Consider the following 19,703-nt stretch of genomic DNA (forward strand, 5'->3'; position numbering starts at 1 on the left):
AAATGAAAAAGATTAGCAGAAAAGAATATGTTTCTATGTATGGCCCTACTACAGGCGATAAAGTGAGATTGGGCGATACAGACTTGATCGCTGAAGTAGAACATGACTACACTATTTATGGCGAAGAGCTTAAATTCGGTGGCGGTAAAACCCTAAGAGAAGGCATGAGCCAATCTAACAACCCTAGCAAAGAAGAACTGGATTTAATCATCACTAACGCTTTAATCGTGGATTATACCGGTATTTATAAAGCGGATATTGGTATTAAAGATGGCAAAATCGCTGGCATTGGCAAAGGCGGCAACAAAGACATGCAAGATGGCGTTAAAAACAATCTTAGCGTGGGTCCTGCTACTGAAGCGCTAGCCGGTGAAGGTTTGATCGTAACTGCTGGTGGTATTGACACACACATCCACTTCATCTCCCCCCAACAAATCCCTACAGCTTTTGCAAGCGGTGTAACAACTATGATTGGTGGCGGAACTGGCCCTGCTGATGGCACTAACGCAACCACTATCACTCCAGGCAGAAGAAACTTAAAATGGATGCTCAGAGCGGCTGAAGAATATTCTATGAACTTAGGTTTCTTGGCTAAAGGTAACACTTCTAACGATGCGAGCTTAGCCGATCAAATTGAAGCCGGTGCGATTGGTTTTAAAATCCACGAAGACTGGGGAACAACTCCTTCTGCAATCAATCATGCGTTAGATGTTGCGGACAAATACGATGTGCAAGTCGCTATCCACACAGACACTTTGAATGAAGCCGGTTGTGTAGAAGACACTATGGCAGCCATTGCCGGACGCACTATGCACACTTTCCACACTGAAGGCGCTGGTGGCGGACACGCTCCTGATATTATTAAAGTGGCCGGTGAACACAACATTCTGCCCGCTTCCACTAACCCCACTATCCCTTTCACCGTGAATACAGAAGCAGAACACATGGACATGCTTATGGTGTGCCACCACTTGGATAAAAGCATTAAAGAAGATGTTCAGTTCGCTGATTCAAGGATCCGCCCTCAAACCATTGCGGCTGAAGACACTTTGCATGACATGGGGATTTTCTCAATCACTAGTTCTGACTCTCAAGCTATGGGTCGTGTGGGTGAAGTTATCACTAGAACTTGGCAAACAGCTGACAAAAACAAAAAAGAATTTGGCCGCTTGAAAGAAGAAAAAGGTGATAACGACAACTTCAGGATCAAACGCTACTTGTCTAAATACACCATTAACCCAGCGATCGCTCATGGGATTAGCGAGTATGTAGGTTCTGTAGAAGTGGGCAAAGTGGCTGACTTGGTATTGTGGAGTCCAGCATTCTTTGGCGTGAAACCCAACATGATCATCAAAGGCGGGTTCATTGCGTTAAGCCAAATGGGTGATGCGAACGCTTCTATCCCTACCCCACAACCAGTTTATTACAGAGAAATGTTCGCTCATCATGGTAAAGCTAAATACGATGCAAACATCACTTTTGTGTCTCAAGCGGCTTATGACAAAGGCATTAAAGAAGAATTAGGGCTTGAAAGACAAGTGTTGCCGGTAAAAAATTGCAGAAATATCACTAAAAAAGACATGCAATTCAACGACACTACCGCTCACATTGAAGTCAATCCTGAAACTTACCATGTGTTCGTGGATGGCAAAGAAGTAACTTCTAAACCAGCCAATAAAGTGAGCTTGGCACAACTCTTTAGCATTTTCTAGGATTTTTTAGGAGCGATTCTCCTTAAATCCTTATTTTTTAGCTCTCTGATTTTTTGTTTATCAAAAAATTGGGGGCTTTTTTTGTTTTTATTTTTTGTCAATTTACTATTTTTCTTTATGATTAGCTCAAGCAACAAAAGTTATTCGTGAGGTGCGTTTGTTGTAAAAATTTTTGTTTGGAAGGAAAAGGCAATGCTAGGACTTGTATTGTTATATGTTGGGATTGTTTTAATCAGCAATGGGATTTGCGGATTAACCAAAGTCGATCCTAAAAGCACTGCGGTGATGAACTTTTTTGTGGGCGGACTCTCCATTATTTGTAATGTGGTCGTCATCACTTATTCCGCGCTCAACCCTACAGCCCCTGTAGAAGGCGCAGAAGATATTGCTCAAGTATCGCACCATTTGACTAATTTCTATGGGCCAGCAACTGGGTTATTGTTCGGTTTTACCTACTTGTATGCGGCTATCAACCACACTTTTGGTTTGGATTGGAGGCCCTACTCTTGGTATAGCTTATTCGTAGCAATCAACACTGTTCCTGCTGCGATTTTATCCCACTATAGCGATATGCTTGATGACCACAAAGTGTTAGGCATCACTGAAGGCGATTGGTGGGCGATCATTTGGTTGGCTTGGGGTGTTTTGTGGCTTACCGCTTTCATTGAAAACATCTTGAAAATCCCTTTAGGGAAATTCACTCCATGGCTTGCTATCATTGAGGGTATTTTAACCGCTTGGATCCCTGCTTGGTTGCTCTTTATCCAACACTGGGTGTGAGATGATCATAGAGCGTTTAATAGGCAATCTAAGGGATTTAAACCCCTTGGATTTCGGCGTGGATTATGTGGATTTGGAATGGTTTGAAACGAGGAAAAAAATCGCTCGCTTTAAAACCAGGCAAGGCAAAGACATAGCCATACGCCTTAAAGACGCTCCCAAGTTGGGTTTCTCTCAAGGAGACATTTTATTGAAAGAAGAGAAGGAAATTATCGCCGTTAATATCTTGGATTCTGAAGTCATTCACATCCAAGCTAAGAGCGTGACAGAAGTAGCGAAAATATGCTATGAAATAGGAAACCGCCATGCGGCTTTATACTATGGCGAGTCTCAATTTGAATTTAAAACACCATTTGAAAAGCCCACGCTAGCGTTACTAGAAAAGCTAGGGGTTCAAAATCGTGTTTTAAGTTCAAAATTGGATTCCAAAGATCGCTTAACCGTGAGCATGCCCCATAGTGAGCCTAATTTTAAGGTTTCACTGGCGAGTGATTTTAAAGTGGTCATGAAATAGAAAAATAAAAATAGAAAAGTAACAAATGGATAAAGGAAAGAGCGTGAAAAGCACTGAAAAAAGCGTGGGTATGCCCCCAAAAACTCCAAAGACAACCAACAATGCTCATGTGGATAATGAATTTCTGATCTTACAAGTCAATGATGCGGTGTTTCCTATTGGATCTTACACGCATTCTTTTGGGCTAGAAACTTACATCCAGCAAAAAAAAGTTACTCATAAAGAAAGCGCTTTAGAGTATTTAAAAGCCAATCTCTCTAGCCAGTTCCTTTACACGGAAATGCTGAGCTTGAAATTAACCTATGAAAGCGCCCTCCAACAAGATTTAAAAAAAATCTTAGGGGTTGAAGAAATCATTACGCTATCCACAAGCCCCATGGAATTACGATTAGCCAATCAAAAGCTAGGCAATCGCTTCATTAAAACCTTACAAGCCATGGATGAATTAAACATGGGCGCATTTTTTAACGCTTACGCTCAAAAAACCAAAGATCCCACCCATGCCACTAGCTATGGCGTTTTTGCGGCAAGTTTGAATATTGAATTGAAAAAGGCTTTAAGGCATTATCTTTATGCGCAAACTTCTAACATGGTGATCAACTGCGTTAAAAGCGTCCCACTATCTCAAAATGACGGGCAAAAAATCTTATTGAGCTTGCAAAGCCCTTTTAACCAGCTTATAGAAAAAACCCTAGAACTAGACGAAAGCCACTTGTGTGCAGCAAGCGTTCAAAACGACATTAAGGCGATGCAACATGAGAGTTTATACTCGCGCCTTTATATGTCTTGAATTTTAATCTCAAATTGAAAGGAATTTTATGGTAAAAATTGGAGTTTGTGGTCCTGTAGGAAGCGGTAAAACCGCCTTGATTGAAGCTTTAACGCGCCACATGTCAAAAGATTACGACATGGCGGTCATCACTAATGATATTTACACTAAAGAAGACGCAGAGTTTATGTGTAAAAATTCGGTGATGCCACGAGATAGGATTATTGGCGTAGAAACAGGAGGCTGTCCGCACACAGCTATTAGAGAAGACGCTTCTATGAATTTAGAAGCGGTAGAAGAAATGCATGGCCGTTTCCCTAATTTGGAATTGCTTTTGATTGAAAGCGGAGGCGATAACCTTTCGGCGACTTTTAATCCGGAGCTAGCGGACTTTACAATTTTTGTGATTGATGTGGCTGAGGGCGATAAAATCCCCAGGAAAGGCGGGCCAGGAATCACGCGCTCAGACTTGCTTGTCATCAATAAGATTGACTTAGCCCCCTATGTGGGAGCGGACTTGAAAGTCATGGAAAGGGATTCTAAAAAAATGCGCGGCGAAAAGCCCTTTATTTTTACGAATATCCGCGCTAAAGAAGGTTTAGATGATGTGATCGCTTGGATCAAACACAACGCTTTATTGGAAGATTGATGAACACTTACGCTCAAGAATCCAAGCTCAGGTTAAAAACCAAAATAGGGGCTGACGGGCGGTGCGTGATTGAAGACAATTTTTTCACGCCCCCCTTTAAGCTCATGGCGCCCTTTTACCCTAAAGACGATTTAGCTGAAATCATGCTTTTAGCGGTAAGCCCTGGCATGATGAGGGGCGATGTGCAAGATATGCAATTAAACATCGGTCCAAATTGCAAGCTAAGGATCACTTCGCAATCCTTTGAAAAAATCCATAACACTGAAGATGGGTTTGCTAGCAGAGATATGCATATTGTTGTGGGGGAAAACGCTTTTTTAGACTTTGCGCCTTTCCCGTTAATCCCCTTTGAAAACGCGCATTTTAAGGGCAACACCACGATTTCTTTGCGTTCTAGCTCTCAATTGCTCTATAGTGAAATCATTGTCGCAGGGCGAGTGGCACGCAATGAGTTGTTTAAATTCAACCGCTTGCACACCAAAATCTCTATTTTACAAGATGAGAAACCCATCTATTATGACAACACGATTTTAGATCCCAAAACCACCGACTTAAATAACATGTGCATGTTTGATGGCTATACGCATTATTTGAATCTGGTGCTTGTCAATTGCCCTATAGAGCTCTTTGGTGTGCGAGAATGGATTGAAGAAAGCCAAGGAGTGGATGGGGCAGTGAGTGAAATCGCTAGTTCTCATTTATGCGTGAAAGCTTTAGCGAAAGGATCAGAACCCTTATTGCATTTAAGAGAAAAGATCGCTCGTTCCATCACACAAACCATCACGCAAAAGATTTAAAAGCGCTTCAAAAAGATTAAATTCCTTTAGTCTTTTTAACCCTCCTCCTTTTTTTAACACCCCTTTTTTGACTCTATAAGCTGAAAGGCCTGAATTCAATATGGCTGTCTTTAGAGGTGTTTATCAGGCGCGCGTTGATTTCGTGCAGCTTTTGTTCGCTTTTGAGAACGCTCAAGTTTTCATTATTACATATAAAGGTCAGGCGTTGTTTGAAATGGTTGTTTAGCAGTTCTTTTAACTTGTCAAGATTGTAATTAGCATTAATTTGTTTGAAGTCATGCGCAAAGACAACGCAATACTGCTCGTTGTCTGTGGCTTTTTCTAAAAACGATCTTAATTTTTCCACCCCTATTTTATCGTGCAACTCTTTGGCTTCGTTTAAATTGTCTATCATCAGCACGCTGTTAGGGCTCATGGCGGTGTCTAAAACGCTCCCTAGAGAGCTTTGCATGGGTGTGATGTGGTGTTTTTTCAATTCATCAAGTTCCCTCACAAGGCGTTTTTCGGCGTTATAGAAGAGCAACTCTTTGTTGGCGGTCTTGAAATTTTGAGCGAAAAGCTTCATTAAGGCGATGCGAGCGCTTAAATCCTGGCTCACCACCAACAAATGCGATTCGTTACTTTCAAACCCAACTATCAAGTCCTTTTGCTCATAATCCGCTTCTTTGCCCAGATGCAAACGCATTTCATTGGCCTTAAGGATGCTAGGCATTTCTAAAGCCGTCTCGCCATTATAGATTTTATGCTCTATGGGCGCGAGATTTCTTTGGTTAAATTCTGCATGGATTTTTTTGATAAACGCTGTGAAATCATCAGGGGCTTTAGGGATACTCATCTTGGTGTGGTCTTTTTGATGCCCCCCGTTGTTGTTGAAAATGCCTTCTGGCCTGACAAGCTCACAAGCCGCATCGTCATTATTCAAAATACTATTGCTGTCTTCTGCGTCCATAGGCAAAGCGATGCGGTTGGCGATTTGAGCCATAAGGCTTTTATTGATGTCAGTGCCGCGCATGGTTTGAGTGGCTAAAATTAAATGCACCCCATAGCTACGCCCTTTTTTAAGCAGAGTGTTTAAAGACTGATCCACGCTCTCTTTCCCTTTAGCGGAGTTATCGCTAAAAAGCACCTGAAATTCATCAATCACCACAATCAGTCTGGGCATTTCGCCATGCTTTCGGTAATCATTTAAATCTTTCACATTAAACCGCTTGAACAACTCGGCTCTTTTTTGCATTTCTTTACAAAGCCAGCTTAAAAAACCCACGCCATAACCTACCGAACTCGCCACGCTCACCAGCCTCGCATGCTCTAAAATATTCGGTTCTGTGTGTGCGTTAAATTCCACCCCCTCTTTATAGTCTAGTAAAAAGAGTTGGACCTCATTAGGCGCATAGTAGAAAGCCAGGTTTTGAATCAACACATGCAAGAAATTGGATTTCCCGCTCCCGCTGTGCCCGCAAATGAGCGTGTGGTTTTGTGCTCCGCCGATCTCAAAACGCACCTCTTTGTGGTTAATATCCCACCACATTGGCACAGACACTTCAGACTGAGAGCTTTTAGTCCAAAATTTTTCGTCTTTTTGTAAGTCTTTCAACTCCCTCTTGACTGCTTTTTTTTGCTTGTAATACGCTTTAATTTTATCAGCGAAGTCTTGCATGTGTTGGGATTGGATCCCATGATCATTGATTATTTCTACATTAAGATATTTTAAGTGCTCAAAACTGGTCCTGTCTTTAAAAAACTCCGCATAGCGTTTCAAATATTCTGCGGGTTTATTGTTTTTTTCGCTCTCCAAATTGACAAAGCTCAAAACCCCATTTTTAGAGCCAAAACGCATGATTTTCTCCAAATAATAGAGCGCGTCTTTACTCAAGGCATCTACCCCGCTTAAAAAAAAGCGCTTTTAAAGGTGCAAGGGGTCTTTTTCTTTTTCGTTATAATCGGCGAAATCTTTATAACCGGCTAATTTTTCTTGCAAATTAACCTTTAAACACTCATACAAATGCTTTAGGGCTTCTTCTATTTCCTTGCTCTCGGTTAAAATCCTTTGCTGGTAAATAAAATCATTGTTTTTATCTAAAAGCCGCCACGCCAGATTGAAAATACCCCCCAAACTCAACGCATCAACTAAGATCACTTCTAATTGCACCAAAGGCACGCTGGAGAGTAAGCGCATGAGCATTTCTCTTAAAAACTACCCGTCTTTTTCATGCTCTATATACAAGCTTTTAGGGGGGAAAGGATAAACTTTAGGCAAGCAAAAATCCACATTAGTGCCATTCTTGCCTTTAATTTCCAATAAACCACAGCTTAAAAATTGTGGGTAAGCGCCCTCTTCATTGAATTGTGGCGCGTCTGTGAATTGCGCTTGAATCTGCTGACACTCTTTTGATATTCCTCTATTGGTGAGACGATCGGCTTAAGAAAACTCTCTGGCTCTTTTTTAGGGACAATTTTATCTAAGGCGTCGTCTAGTTTTTGCAACAATGCATTGATTTCAATCATTCTTTATCCTTAGATTTTAAATATTCATCATAGCGTTTATTAGCTTCTTTTTCATGCTCTTTGGCTTCACGCACAAGCTTTTCAATCTCGCTTGGTGAATGGAAATTCATATCAATTCGCTTCATCAAAGACTTGGCTTCTTCAATTTGCTCGTTGATTTTTCTTCTTTGGTATTGAGCGTCATCCTCTAAATTTTCTAAATCATGTGCGATTTTTAGCATGCCCTCTAGCACCTCACTCCTAAGTTTCTGCCCTAAATCATCTTGCATGGCATTTTCTGCAAAATCATCGTAAATCTTTTTTAATTCAAGGGTGCAACCCTCCAAATAAACTTTATGAGAAAACATTTTAACCCCTTGATTCCAGTTTTTTTAAAAACATTTTAAGGTGTAATAGCGCATGTTTTGAGCCATCATCAGTGTCTAAAAACAGCACCACATCGCTAGTCGTATTCAAAAGATAATACCCCCCATACCCGTCATTAGCGAAGATGATTTCTTCAGGCTCTAACCATTCTTTTAAGCTCTGCATAAAATCAATAAATAAGCCCTTGCCCTCTAAATTGAAATTCAAAACATGTTTGAATGTGTAAGACTTATTGCCCACCATAAAAGATCGCCACTGGCTAAAACCATAATTTGATCGTTTGATAAAGTCCTTAAACGCACCGCTCAACCCCATTTTTAGTTGATCTTCTAACCCACTCAACGCTTTGTCATTGAGCGGCTCTACAAATTCCCAATTCAATTCTGAGTTTGTAGGAATTGTTTCCATAGTGAATATCCTTTCGTGTGTTTCACGCTTAATAATAGCTCTTCTTTTACCAACGCCAAGTTCCCTAAAACATTCGCGTCAAAATGCCACAAATACCCCTTAGGAATGAATCCTTTTGCGATCTGTTCTAATTCTGTCGCATCAAAGCCCAAATCCCTATTTTTAAGCACGGCTTCTAAAGCCTTTAGGGCATGATGAGCGCATGCGGTTTTGTCTAAATCCTCTAAAGGCACAATGACGCTAAAAACGCTATCAAATTCCGCTAAACGCAACTCGTTAAAGCGGACTTCTTCCGGATAGGGGTTTTGCTCATCTACCATAAAGCCCTCTTTTTCTTTTTCTAAAAACTCGCCATAACCCAACGCTTGTTGCTTATAATTTTCATACCGCTCTAAGATAGGCGCTATTTTTTGGCTCAAATTTTCTGTAGCGCGCTATAACTCTGTTTCCAAGTTGTTAAAAGCTTCGTTTATAGCGTTCAAATCGTTGGGGAATTCTTTGATTTTTTCCGTAAAATCTTGTAAAGCTTTCTTGCAATTTTTAACGCAATGCTTTTTGGCTAATAAAAAGCTTTCGTCAAAAGAATACGCACTGCTCATCAAATCCAATTCATGCTCTTTAGAGGTTGTGGTGCGATCTGACTTAAAAGAAGCATTAACTCTGTCTTTCAAATCAGCGTATAAAGAAAAGCTAAAATCTTCCCTTAAATCTTTCAAGCGCTCATCAAAAACGCTTTTTTTAGGGTTATAAACAATCGTAGGGCTTTCAAAATCGCTCTCTTTTAAAATTTCTGGGGGCGCGATATTGTATTCGTTATCTATCGCTTCACTCGCTCTATTCAAGCGCTTGATAAATTCCTGGTGCTTATCGGTATAAAAGTTCAACGACTTTTTAACGCTCTCCCAAGCTCCCCTAACAAGTTCCACGCTCGCTTTGGCTTGAATGGAGTAGATTTCAAGCGCTTGAACTAACAACTCCACATTCCTTTTGCATTTTTCTGTGTCTTCTTCCATAATTTTTAAAGCCATTTCAGCGGCTGCAACGGCTAACGCAGTAACAGCTCTAGCAGGAGGCCAAATCAATGAGATACCAGAGGCAAGTTGCAAGCCTCTTAAAACAAGTCTAGCGCCCTTTTCATTGCTTTCGGCTTTTTTTAATCCTTCTATAGCGCCTTGTAATTGGAGTTCAATTTTTTTGCACTCTAACAGGATTTCTCGCGCGTATCCATCAAGGTTTTTGATGAATGGAGCGTATCTTTCTTCTTGCAAGGATCCCTTAAAATCCCTGCATTTTTTAACGATTTCTTTGACTTCTTCTGTGTCCGTTTTCCATTCAGCCATAAATCATCCTTAATAATATTCTTCTAAAACCCTAATCCTCTCTTTAAGCCATGCGATTTGCTCTTGCACGGCTTCATTAAACTCGTTGAAAGTGCTTCTCAAGTTGTCTAACACCTCGCTGAATTTGTCTCTTCTAGCGTCTTGCCATGAATCCAAACTATGGAAATGGCTGCTCAAGCCATTCACTTCATCATTCAGCAACTCTTTAAAGCGTTCTAAATGATCCACAAACTCCCTGACCTCTTCGGTATCCATTTGCACTCGGCTCATCTGTTGTCCTTTCTTTTAAAAATTTTCTTCATCAGAATCGGGCTTTTTATCGCCGCTGATTCTAATGCTTCCACCCCCATAGCTAGGGGGTGTTTCTACTTCTTTTGCTTGACCTCTTTCTCTTTTATACTTTTCTTGCTGGCTTTGGTGGTATGTTTTCATGCTGTCTATCACGATTATTTTATGACTACTCCCTAAATCAGCGTTGGTGAGCAATTTTTTGGCGCCATTACCCAAGCTGTTAGAACTCTTGTCTTCTATTTGGAGCGACAAATTCCAATCCTTAAACCCCTCTAAAGCCTCCACTAGCGCTACCACAAGCTTCCTGTCCCAGATGGAATTTTTCAGCTCCTTACACAAGGAAAAAACCTCGCTTGAACATTGATAATCATACAAAAACAAAAGGTCTAAATTTTCTAAAAATTCCAAATTGCAACGCTCTTTAAAATTTTTCAAAAAGCCCTCTTTTAAAGGCAAAGAGCCTTCAGTGATAGGGATTAGCCCCTTGTCTTTGGCGTGTTTGAACACCATAACGCTTTACTCAATCACGACAAACGCATACGCGTTCTTAGTCATCATAATTTTTCTGTCTCGCTTTCATAGATTAATTGGCCGTCTTTAAACAGCCCCACTTTAATGCTTTGTGAATCTATACAGCACACCTTCACTTCCACTTCTTCATGCTCTTCTAGTGGTATAAAAATCAGTTGCGTGTCATGAATGTCTAAAGTGTTGGTGTTGGCTAGAGTTTTATCGCTGTAGCGTATCTCTAACCCATCAAAGCCTACCCATTCCTCTTTAGTTTGGAAAATCTGGTATTCATCAGGCTTTAAAGAATCCCGACTGATTCTAGTGTGGAATTTCCCTTCTCTCTCAATACCTAAATCGTATTTAAACACAGGATTAGAATCTATAGAGGGCCTTTCAATCCCGCCTGCTTTGGGTCTGCTTTCTAAAAGCCCGAAAGCCACACCGGTTTTGCAAGTGGGCTTTAAATAAGGCGGGATCTTAGAAACGTCTTCTCCTGTCAGCTCTAAAATCTGTTTGTCTAATTCTTCTGTGCCTAGCGGATCATAAAGAATGAATGTGAAATCCTCTTTAGAAGTCTTTTGCTTGCAATCTTTGAGCTGCTTTTCTTTGGCGTTTTCAAACGCTTGTTTGACCAGCACCGATTTGCTCGCATTCCCGCCTAAGAAAATATGAAACGCCCGACACTCACCGTCAATATTTTCAGCCATCACTTTAGAAAACCCTGCAAAGAAGTTTTTAACGCCGTCATCTATCTTTTATTTTAAGATGTTTAAAAGCTCTTTGCAATCCACTTTGAATTCTTCGATGCTTACTTCTCCCCCATTCCTATCAAACAGGCTGATTTTAAAATCCTTTTCAAATTTGTCTATCTCAAACTCTTCATTTTCTTCTATCTTTTCTACAATGTCAGCGTTTAAATTTTCTAAAAAGGGGCGCAAACTAGAAGCAATCGTTTGCAAATTCAAGCGCGCTTCTCTAGAGTTTTGTATAAAAGATCCAAAGCGTTGCGTATCGATTCGGTCATAGTTGGGCTTAGCGATGGCAATGTCTTTTTCTTTTAGCGTTTGAAAATTTTGGCCATACGCTTCAAAAGCCAATAATTCCAATAAATTTTCACCGCCTAAATACTTATCCCCCCGCTGCTGAAATGCGTCATTTTGTAAAAGAATTTGGGGTTAGCGCTTTTTTCCCATTTGCCAAAGCCAAAATCCGTCGTCCCGCCCCCAAAATCAAACACCCCGTAATAAACGGGCTTGTCTAATTTGTCTGATTTAAAAAACCCGTAGCTTTTTAAAGCGCTAAGGGCATACGCGCAAGGCTCGCTCGCTCTTAATTCCACTTTGAACATCTTGGCCGTTTTTTCATCGTCAAAAACATGCCTGGGTAAGGATTTTTTCAAGCCTTTTTCAAAACTCTCTCTGATTTTTTCCGCTTGATGCTTTTCATACTTGATAGGATAGGATAAAAAGTATTTCAAAAACACGCCATTTTGCATGTTGTTGATGCAGCGGCCAATGTAGTAAGCATAGATTTCTATGGGGTTAAAATCCGTGCAGTGAGCGAAGCTTTCTAAAGAAAAATCCTCCTTGAAATCCCTAAAATTCTGTTTTTCATCCGCTCCAGCCCATTGCTTCAATTTGGAAAAAAACCGATACAAATCATTACCTTTAGCGCCTGAAAGATTCTTTTGGGCTTCATGCGCCACTCACATATCGTTCTTTTCTGTGAAAGGGCGGTGGCTTAAAGCGTTGTAATCTTTAAGAAACTTTTCTTTATTTCTGAACTCCACTATTGTGGGGTTTTCATACTTTTCCAAACTCTCTATATCTACATCCCCACCAATAGAGAGCAAGCGGTATTTTCCGTTGTTATCCATGTAGGCTGCAGTCGTGCTTTTAGTCCCAAAGTCAATAGCGACAACACCCTGCTTGTTTATAAGTCTTTCAAACTTGAACGGGCATAGAAATTCATTTCTTTGTCGTTATGATCTTTGCGTAAATTATCAAACCTAAAGGTTACGCTTTCTTTAGACAAGCTAGGTGTCTCTAAATCCCAAAGCCCCCCATCTAAATCAAACAATTGGCTTTGGCTATAACTCTTAAGGCCTACCGCTTCGCTATCCACCTTGAGCATCTTTTCTTTAAACGCTTCAAAATCCACAGCCACATCGCTATAAGAAACGATTTCTAAGGCTTTTTCTACGATCTCATGAGTGATCTTTTCAGCTTTTGCTAAATCCTCTATGAATTTTTGATTCTCATCAGAAAGATACCTTAAAGAAGCCTCATTATTAACAATCGCATGAAGCACCCTTAACGCTTGCTTGAACTTGATTTTCTCTTCTTCTGACACTTCTTTTTTGAAATTAATCGGGGCTTCTTCATTGAATGCGGCTTTATTTTTTAAAGACAGATCGCACAAAATCTTTACTAATGGGTGGCCAATAGGCAGTCTTAAACTTTGTAAGGGTGTTACCATGATATTTCTCCTTTATTTATGGTTTTGGTTGTTTTGAGGGTTGCTCTTTCAAGCCATCAACTCTCTCTTTGAGTGCTATGTTCTCTTCTTCTAATTTTCTGTTTTGGCGTTTTAAATCCTCTATCGCGCTTTTAAAACGCCAATTTTGCAAGTCCAGATCGCTTTTGTCTGTGTGCGATGCGATAAGCTCATCTCTTTCTGTGGATAGCGCTTTAATTTTTTCAATCAGTTCAGCGTTTGCTTTAGTTAGATTTTGTTTTTCTTTTGATAACTCGGCGTTTTCATTTTTTAAAACTTACTGATGTTCTAACTCTTTCACTTGCTTTTGTGATGTATTAAGCTGATTGTTTAGATTTTCTTTTTCTGTGGTTAGAGCTTTATTTTTGTCGGTCAGATCGGTGTTTGCTTTAGCTAGCTTATCTTTTTCTCTAGCCAGATCATTTCTTTTCCTATTCAGTTGGGTGTTTGCTTCTTGGACTTTTTTAAGCGTTTCTTTTCTGTCTTGAGCGTCTTTTGAGTTTTCTTGGGTGTCGTTAGAGGATTTTCTAAAAAAAGCGGCCTATGCAACGAGAGATTTTTACAAAGGGTTCAAAGTCTTCTAATTTGTCTTCTAATTTTTTAAGGCGATCTGCAAGATCTCTAATAGATTTTAAAAGCTCTTCATTATTGGGGGGGGTGGAAGCAGTCGTATTTGAAATATTTGTATTTTCTGTATTCGTATTTTCTACAATATGAGCACCACTCATAAGAATATCTCCCTTTATCTTATATCAATATTAAAAATGTGGTTATTGTAATTTGAGAAAACTTAAAATGAGCTTTATTATCCCCCCCTTTCGCCCCCTCTTTATAAACCCCTAGAATGTAGAATCCCAGTGGTTTAAATTAGAAGAATAAGGGTCAAAAAAGCCCTTAGGCGTGTATTGCACTTCTTTTTTTGTAGAAGCGTCTTTTGAAGAATGGTCTTTAGGAAGACAAGCGAAACGCTGAGTATCAAAGCTAGAGCAACCGCTCAATAACAACGCACCGAGCGTGCCAATCATAATACCATTTTTAATTGTTTTCATTTTATATCCTTTGTTTTGTAAAATTTGTTGTAAATCCGTTTAATTTAAAATCGTTTAATTGAATAAGCTAAACTTTAAATTACACGGCGAGAATGGTAAAATTCATTTTTAAACGAAAAGTAAATGAACTTTTAAAACGATAAAAAATTCCTCTAATTTTTGTCTTAAGCGGTAAATAATTACCACTTTTAAACAAATCAATTTTAATAATTAAATTCATTTATTATGAAAACAATCATAAATTAAAAATCATTATTAAAAATGACCGCCTAAAAACCCGCTTAAAACATGCTACAATCAAGCCAAATTCTTCAATAAAAGGTAAGCTCATGCAAAAAATCATTGACGATTCACTAGAATTAGCCAAAAAACTGCAAGATAGTATCAGTAACCATTTGAGCGAGCAAGAAAAAGCGTTCCACTCTAAAATGCAAAAGCTTTTAAATAACCCTGAAAACAAAGTCATGCTCATAGAGCTTATGGATCGGAGTTTTAGATGCCTGGACAATAAAGCCCGCTTTGAAATGATTGAGCATGTTTTAGACAAATACAAAAGCCGTGAGATTTTTTCTTCCTTTGAAAAATTGCTTTTAATGGGGTTTTTGAGCTTTGGGAAAATGCTCCCTGATATGAGCGTGCCTTTCTTTGTCAATAAAATCAGAAGCGACACGAAAGCAATGGTCTTGGATCAAGAAGAGAGCCAATTAAAAGAGCGGATTTTAAAAAGAAAGAATGAAAAAATCATTTTGAATGTGAATTTTATTGGCGAAGAGGTTTTAGGCGAAGAAGAAGCGGCTACGCGTTTTGAAAAATACTCTCAAGCTTTAAAATCCAACTACATCCAATACATTTCCATTAAAATCACAACGATTTTTTCCCAAATCAATATCCTTGATTTTGAATACTCTAAAAAAGAGATTGTCAAACGCCTAGACGCTCTTTATGCCCTGGCTTTAGAAGAAGAAAAAAAGCAAGGCATGCCGAAATTCATCAATTTGGATATGGAGGAGTTTAGAGATTTAGAGCTCACGGTGGAGTCTTTTATGGAGTCTATCGCTAAATTTGATTTGAACGCTGGTATTGTGCTGCAAGCCTATATCCCTGATTCTTATGAATATTTGAAAAAACTGCACGCTTTTTCTAAAGAAAGGGTTTTAAAAGGGTTAAAGCCCATTAAAATCCGCTTTGTTAAGGGAGCGAACATGGAGAGCGAAGAGACTATCGCTTCCGTGAAAGACTGGGCGTTACCCACATTCTCCAATAAGCAAGACACCGATTCTAATTACAATAAAATGTTGGATTTTGTTTTAGAGGGCGATAATTATAAATACATTCATATTGGCGCAGCGAGCCACAATATTTTTGAAATCGCTTATGTCTATACGCGCATCCATGCCATTAACGACCCTGTTGTGTTAGAGCATTTCAGCTTTGAAATGCTAGAGGGCATGAGCTTGCAAGCGAGCCAGGAATTAAAAGAGATGCACCAACTCATTCTTTATGCGCCGGTGTGCGATGAAGCGCATTTTAATAATGCGATCGCTTACTTGGTGAGGAGGCTAGATGAAAACACCTCAAGCGATAATTTCATGAAAGCTTTCTTCAACCTCAAAGTGGGCACGAGCGAATGGAAAGACCAAGAGCAACGCTTTTTAAACAGCCTTAAAGGAATCGCTGCTTTAGACAACGCCACCCACAGGACTCAAGACAGGAACGCCAAACAAAGCGGGCATACCACTTACCCAAACCACTCCTTTAAAAACGAAAGCGATACCGATTTTATTTTAAAAGCCAACCGAGAATGGGCTAAAAAAGTGCGCGAGAAAATGCATAACGCTCCTATTTTAGAGCTTTACCCAGAAATAGATGGGAGGTTTGAAGATCCTAATTTAACCCCTTTAGAAGTCTTTGATAAAATCCATCATAAAAAAATCGCTAGCGTGCATTTAGCGGATAAGGAAGCGATTTTAAAAGCCCTAGAAGTGGCTAAAAGCGATAAGAGTCATTTCAGTCAAAAAAGCTTCACAGAAATCCATGCTTTATTGAGTCAAACCGCCCAGCTTTTTAGAGAAAGGAGAGGCGATTTAATAGGGATTTCGGCTTTAGAAGTGGGTAAAACTTTCGCTGAAACGGACGCTGAAGTGAGCGAAGCCATTGACTTTTTAGAGTTTTACCCTTACAGCTTAAGGGTGTTACAAGAGCAGAACCCAAAAACCCAATTCACCCCTAAAGGCGTGGGCGTGGTCATTGCCCCATGGAATTTCCCTGTGGGCATTTCTGTAGGCACTATCGCTGCCCCCCTAGCCGCTGGCAATCGGGTGATTTACAAGCCCTCAAGTTTGTCTAGCGTAACGGGTTATAAGCTTTGTGAGTGCTTTTGGGATGCGGGCGTGCCTAGAGATGCGCTCATTTACTTGCCCTCTAAAGGGAGCGATATTAGCGAACATCTCTTAAAAGATAAAAACATCAAGTTTGCCATTTTAACAGGGGGCGAAGACACCGCTTATAAAATGCTAGAGGCTAACCCCACTTTAGCCTTGAGCGCTGAAACAGGCGGTAAAAACGCCACCATTGTGAGCAAAATGGCAGACAGAGACCAAGCGATTAAGAATGTTATCCATTCAGCTTTTAGCAATTCGGGGCAAAAATGCTCTGCCACTTCGCTTTTAGTGTTAGAAAAAGAAGTCTATGAAGATGAGAACTTTAAAAAGACTCTAATAGATGCGACTCTAAGCCTTAGCGTGGGCGATCCTTTTGATTTCAAAAACAAAATCGGCGCTCTAGCGGACAAGCCTAATGAAAAGGTCATCAAAGCCATAGAGGAATTGAAAAGCTATGAAAATTACACAATCCCGGTAAGCTTTGTTAATGACAACCCCTATTTGATGAAGCCAAGCATCAAATACGGCACTAAAAAAGGCGATTTCACGCACCAAACTGAGCTTTTTACGCCCATTTTATCCGTGATGAAAGCACAAGATTTAAACGAAGCGATAGAAATAGTCAATTCTACCGGTTACGGGCTGACTAGCGCATTAGAATCTTTGGACGAAAGGGAGTGGGAATATTATTTAGAACGCATTGAAGCCGGTAATATCTATATCAACAAACCCACCACAGGAGCGGTTGTTTTGCGCCAGCCTTTTGGAGGGGTTAAAAAATCCGCTGTGGGGTTTGGGAGGAAGGTGGGCATTTTTAACTATATCACGCAATTTGTGAATACCCACCAAGAAGAAGAAGATGAAAACGCCTTAAAAAACCCCTTAAGCGAAACTTTAGAGGGTTTGACTCAAAAAGGCTATGATGAGCATACGCATGAGTTGAAGCGCGCGATTTTTATGGCGAAGAGCTACGCTTATCATTATAAGCATGAATTCAGCCAAGCTAAAGACTATGTCAAAATCAGAGGCGAAGACAACCTTTTTTCCTACACTAAAGTTAAAAGCGTGGGCTATCGCATCACCGAAAAGGACACTTTAAGCGACATGTTAGGCGTTGCTTTAGCATGTTTAATTTCTCAAATCCCTTTAACGATCAGCATAGAAAACGAACGAGCGAACAAAGATTTAACCTTTTTTTTAGAATGCTTAAAAACGCTCCGAGCAAACGCCCCTATCGTTTATGAAAGCTTGCAAAAATTTAGCGAGAAATTGCATGCTTTCAATCGTGTCCGTTATCTAAAAAGCGATTTGGATTTATTGCACGAACAAGCGAGCGCTTTAGGGATGGTTTTAGCCACGGCTAAACCCTGCTTGAACGGGCGTTTTGAATTGCTGTATTACCACTTAGAGCGATCGGTTAGCATTTCTTATCATCGTTACGGGAATTTAGGCTCAAGGGTTTTAAGGCAACCAACTTGCCACAAATCATGCTGTGCTGAAAAATAAATATTGTATTAAATAAGGAGATCAAAATGGGACATGTTGTTTTAAGCACCCCTATTGTTACGATGTTTATCGCTTATTCGCTGTTAATGCTCTATATTGGTTTTTATTTTTACAAACAAAATGAAACGACTGAAGATTATTTCTTAGGCGATCGTTCTATGGGCCCTATAATTAGCGCTTTGAGTGCGGGGGCGAGCGATATGAGCGGGTGGCTTTTAATGGGATTACCTGGAGCTTTATATGTGGGGGGCTTAATCAACTCACACATCGCCATAGGCTTGAGTTTGGGCGCCTTGATTAACTGGGTTTTTGTGGCCAAACGCTTACGCATTTATACGAGCGTGATCGCTAATTCCATCACCATTTCAGATTATTTTGAAACGCGCTTTAGCGATGACAAACACATCTTGCGCTTGATTTCAGCTTTTGTGATTTTAATCTTTTTTATTTTTTACATTTCTTCAGGGCTAGTGAGTGGGGCTAAGCTCTTTGAAGCGACCTTTGGTATTCAATACAACTACGCTTTAAGCATTGGTACGCTGATCATTGTCTCTTACACCTTTTTAGGGGGGTATAAGGCGGTGTGTTGGACGGATTTGATTCAAGGGCTTTTGATGATGAGCGCTTTAATCGTGGTGCCAATCGTTATGATAATCCATCTTGGAGGGATTGGAGAGGGGATTAAAATCATTAGAGAAATCAAGCCTGAAAACCTTTCTTTCTTGCAAGGCTCTAGCGTAGTCGCTATTATTTCAAGCCTCGCTTGGGGGTTAGGCTATTTTGGGCAACCCCATATTTTAGTGCGTTTCATGTCTATCCGCTCCATTAGAGATGTGCCTAAAGCGACCACTATTGGGATTTCTTGGATGGCTATTTCTTTGATTGGGGCATGCGTTATGGGGCTTTTAGGCGTTGCGTATGCACATAAATTTGATTTGAGCTTAGAAGACCCTGAAAAGATTTTCATTGTGATGAGTCAATTACTCTTTAACCCTTGGATCACAGGCATTTTATTGAGCGCGATTTTAGCGGCGGTGATGAGCACGGCCAGTTCGCAACTGCTTGTAAGCTCTTCTACCATTGCTGAAGATTTCTATGCGACGATTTTCAATAAAGACGCCCCGCAAAAATTAGTGATGGTTATTTCTAGGCTTTCGGTTTTAGGGGTGGCTTGCATCGCTTTTTTCATTTCAACGGATAGAAACGCTAGCATCCTTAGCATCGTGAGTTACGCATGGGCTGGCTTTGGCGCGAGTTTTGGCTCTGTGATTTTGTTCTCGCTTTTTTGGTCAAGAATGACGCGCATCGGTGCAATTGCTGGCATGCTCTCTGGGGCTAGCACGGTGATTTTATACGATAAATTTGGCAAAAGCTTTTTGGATATTTATGAAATCGTTCCGGGCTTTATTGTAGCGAGCATCGCTATTGTGGTGTTTAGTTTGTTTTCTAGCGTGCGAGCAGGCACTAAAGAGGCTTTTGAAACCATGCTTAAAGAAATTGAGAGCTTGAAACGTTAATGCTTCAAATGAGTTAATTTAATCCTTAATCCCCCTATGCTCTTTAATCAAACCTTAACCCATATTTCTTTATTTTCTGGGGCAGGAGTGGGGTGCTATGGGCTTTTAGAAGA

15 protein-coding genes and 3 pseudogenes are annotated in these 19,703 nt (G+C 40.2%); 8 read left to right on the forward strand and 10 right to left on the reverse strand.

From position 1 onward, the window contains the following. Positions 1–2: 2 nt before the first annotated feature. The 6 genes from ureB to QAP06_RS06995 all read left to right on the forward strand — a co-directional run bounded on the left by ureB (position 3) and on the right by QAP06_RS06995 (position 5,221). Positions 3–1,712 carry an urease subunit beta gene (ureB, locus tag QAP06_RS06970; RefSeq protein WP_000724308.1) on the forward strand — a complete coding sequence of 570 codons (1,710 nt, stop codon included), beginning with the start codon at positions 3–5 and terminating at the stop codon, positions 1,710–1,712. A 192-nt stretch (positions 1,713–1,904) separates the two neighbouring features. After that, a complete protein-coding gene (gene ureI, locus QAP06_RS06975; protein WP_000901257.1) occupies positions 1,905–2,492 on the forward strand; it encodes an acid-activated urea channel protein UreI in 588 nt (195 codons plus the stop codon). Position 2,493: 1 nt separating this feature from the next. Further along, the gene (gene ureE, locus QAP06_RS06980) at positions 2,494–3,006 is read left to right on the forward strand and encodes an urease accessory protein UreE (protein WP_286465597.1); all 513 of its coding nucleotides are present in this window, start codon (positions 2,494–2,496) and stop codon (positions 3,004–3,006) included. Between the two features lie 25 nt (positions 3,007–3,031). Then, positions 3,032–3,796 carry an urease accessory protein UreF gene (locus QAP06_RS06985; protein ID WP_286465598.1) on the forward strand — a complete coding sequence of 255 codons (765 nt, stop codon included), beginning with the start codon at positions 3,032–3,034 and terminating at the stop codon, positions 3,794–3,796. Positions 3,797–3,824: 28 nt separating this feature from the next. Next, positions 3,825–4,424 (forward strand): urease accessory protein UreG, encoded by a 600-nt coding sequence (gene ureG / locus QAP06_RS06990; RefSeq protein WP_000238746.1) that lies wholly within the window; start codon positions 3,825–3,827, stop codon positions 4,422–4,424. Next, positions 4,424–5,221 carry an urease accessory protein UreD gene (locus QAP06_RS06995; protein ID WP_286465599.1) on the forward strand — a complete coding sequence of 266 codons (798 nt, stop codon included), beginning with the start codon at positions 4,424–4,426 and terminating at the stop codon, positions 5,219–5,221. Before ureG ends, QAP06_RS06995 begins: the two co-directional genes overlap by 1 nt. Before the next feature lie 73 nt (positions 5,222–5,294). On the opposite strand, the pseudogene QAP06_RS07000 reads toward QAP06_RS06995, so the two are convergent. The 10 genes and pseudogenes from QAP06_RS07000 to QAP06_RS07045 form a co-directional block, all read right to left on the reverse strand. Then, positions 5,295–7,726: pseudogene (locus tag QAP06_RS07000) on the reverse strand (FtsK/SpoIIIE domain-containing protein). Continuing rightward, a complete protein-coding gene (locus tag QAP06_RS07005; RefSeq protein ID WP_286465600.1) occupies positions 7,723–8,073 on the reverse strand; it encodes a hypothetical protein in 351 nt (116 codons plus the stop codon). The pseudogene QAP06_RS07000 and the gene QAP06_RS07005 overlap by 4 nt, the downstream one beginning before the upstream one ends. Before the next feature lies 1 nt (position 8,074). After that, entirely contained in the window at positions 8,075–8,500 is a 426-nt protein-coding gene (locus QAP06_RS07010; protein ID WP_286465601.1) for an SMI1/KNR4 family protein, read from the reverse strand. Next, positions 8,470–9,840, reverse strand: a pseudogene (locus QAP06_RS07015) (HNH endonuclease signature motif containing protein). The gene QAP06_RS07010 and the pseudogene QAP06_RS07015 overlap by 31 nt, the downstream one beginning before the upstream one ends. A gap of 9 nt (positions 9,841–9,849) precedes the next feature. Beyond that, positions 9,850–10,110 (reverse strand): WXG100 family type VII secretion target, encoded by a 261-nt coding sequence (locus tag QAP06_RS07020; protein ID WP_286465602.1) that lies wholly within the window; start codon positions 10,108–10,110, stop codon positions 9,850–9,852. A gap of 15 nt (positions 10,111–10,125) precedes the next feature. Next, complete coding sequence (locus tag QAP06_RS07025) at positions 10,126–10,641, reverse strand: hypothetical protein (RefSeq protein ID WP_286465603.1); 516 nt, start codon at positions 10,639–10,641, stop codon at positions 10,126–10,128. 44 nt (positions 10,642–10,685) lie between these two features. After that, positions 10,686–13,119 (reverse strand): annotated as a pseudogene (locus QAP06_RS07030) (hypothetical protein). A 16-nt stretch (positions 13,120–13,135) separates the two neighbouring features. Further along, positions 13,136–13,270: a hypothetical protein gene (locus QAP06_RS07035; RefSeq protein ID WP_286465604.1), complete on the reverse strand. Its 135-nt coding sequence runs from the start codon at positions 13,268–13,270 to the stop codon at positions 13,136–13,138. Between the two features lie 394 nt (positions 13,271–13,664). Beyond that, entirely contained in the window at positions 13,665–13,865 is a 201-nt protein-coding gene (locus QAP06_RS07040) for a hypothetical protein (protein ID WP_286465605.1), read from the reverse strand. Between the two features lie 111 nt (positions 13,866–13,976). Next, entirely contained in the window at positions 13,977–14,186 is a 210-nt protein-coding gene (locus QAP06_RS07045; protein WP_000849022.1) for a hypothetical protein, read from the reverse strand. Between the two features lie 329 nt (positions 14,187–14,515). On the opposite strand from QAP06_RS07045, the gene QAP06_RS07050 reads away from it, so the two are divergent. Continuing rightward, positions 14,516–18,073, forward strand: a complete 3,558-nt coding sequence (locus QAP06_RS07050) for a bifunctional proline dehydrogenase/L-glutamate gamma-semialdehyde dehydrogenase (RefSeq protein ID WP_286465606.1) — start codon at positions 14,516–14,518, stop codon at positions 18,071–18,073. Between the two features lie 26 nt (positions 18,074–18,099). Beyond that, the gene (gene putP, locus QAP06_RS07055) at positions 18,100–19,590 is read left to right on the forward strand and encodes a sodium/proline symporter PutP (RefSeq protein WP_286465607.1); all 1,491 of its coding nucleotides are present in this window, start codon (positions 18,100–18,102) and stop codon (positions 19,588–19,590) included. Positions 19,591–19,703: the final 113 nt, after the last annotated feature.

This window comes from Helicobacter pylori (genome assembly GCF_030323545.1).
In the GTDB taxonomy this organism is placed as follows: domain Bacteria; phylum Campylobacterota; class Campylobacteria; order Campylobacterales; family Helicobacteraceae; genus Helicobacter; species Helicobacter pylori_CO.

Excerpts from the sequence above, each read along its gene's own strand:
- ureB (WP_000724308.1), top strand. The coding sequence starts at position 3 with ATGAAAAAGATTAGCAGAAAAGAATATGTTTCTATGTATGGCCCTACT.
- ureI (WP_000901257.1), top strand. The coding sequence starts at position 1,905 with ATGCTAGGACTTGTATTGTTATATGTTGGGATTGTTTTAATCAGCAAT.
- ureE (WP_286465597.1), top strand. The coding sequence starts at position 2,494 with ATGATCATAGAGCGTTTAATAGGCAATCTAAGGGATTTAAACCCCTTG.
- QAP06_RS06985 (WP_286465598.1), top strand. The coding sequence starts at position 3,032 with ATGGATAAAGGAAAGAGCGTGAAAAGCACTGAAAAAAGCGTGGGTATG.
- ureG (WP_000238746.1), top strand. The coding sequence starts at position 3,825 with ATGGTAAAAATTGGAGTTTGTGGTCCTGTAGGAAGCGGTAAAACCGCC.
- QAP06_RS06995 (WP_286465599.1), top strand. The coding sequence starts at position 4,424 with ATGAACACTTACGCTCAAGAATCCAAGCTCAGGTTAAAAACCAAAATA.
- QAP06_RS07005 (WP_286465600.1), bottom strand. The coding sequence starts at position 8,073 with ATGTTTTCTCATAAAGTTTATTTGGAGGGTTGCACCCTTGAATTAAAA.
- QAP06_RS07010 (WP_286465601.1), bottom strand. The coding sequence starts at position 8,500 with ATGGAAACAATTCCTACAAACTCAGAATTGAATTGGGAATTTGTAGAG.
- QAP06_RS07020 (WP_286465602.1), bottom strand. The coding sequence starts at position 10,110 with ATGAGCCGAGTGCAAATGGATACCGAAGAGGTCAGGGAGTTTGTGGAT.
- QAP06_RS07025 (WP_286465603.1), bottom strand. The coding sequence starts at position 10,641 with ATGGTGTTCAAACACGCCAAAGACAAGGGGCTAATCCCTATCACTGAA.
- QAP06_RS07040 (WP_286465605.1), bottom strand. The coding sequence starts at position 13,865 with ATGAGTGGTGCTCATATTGTAGAAAATACGAATACAGAAAATACAAAT.
- QAP06_RS07045 (WP_000849022.1), bottom strand. The coding sequence starts at position 14,186 with ATGAAAACAATTAAAAATGGTATTATGATTGGCACGCTCGGTGCGTTG.
- QAP06_RS07050 (WP_286465606.1), top strand. The coding sequence starts at position 14,516 with ATGCAAAAAATCATTGACGATTCACTAGAATTAGCCAAAAAACTGCAA.
- putP (WP_286465607.1), top strand. The coding sequence starts at position 18,100 with ATGGGACATGTTGTTTTAAGCACCCCTATTGTTACGATGTTTATCGCT.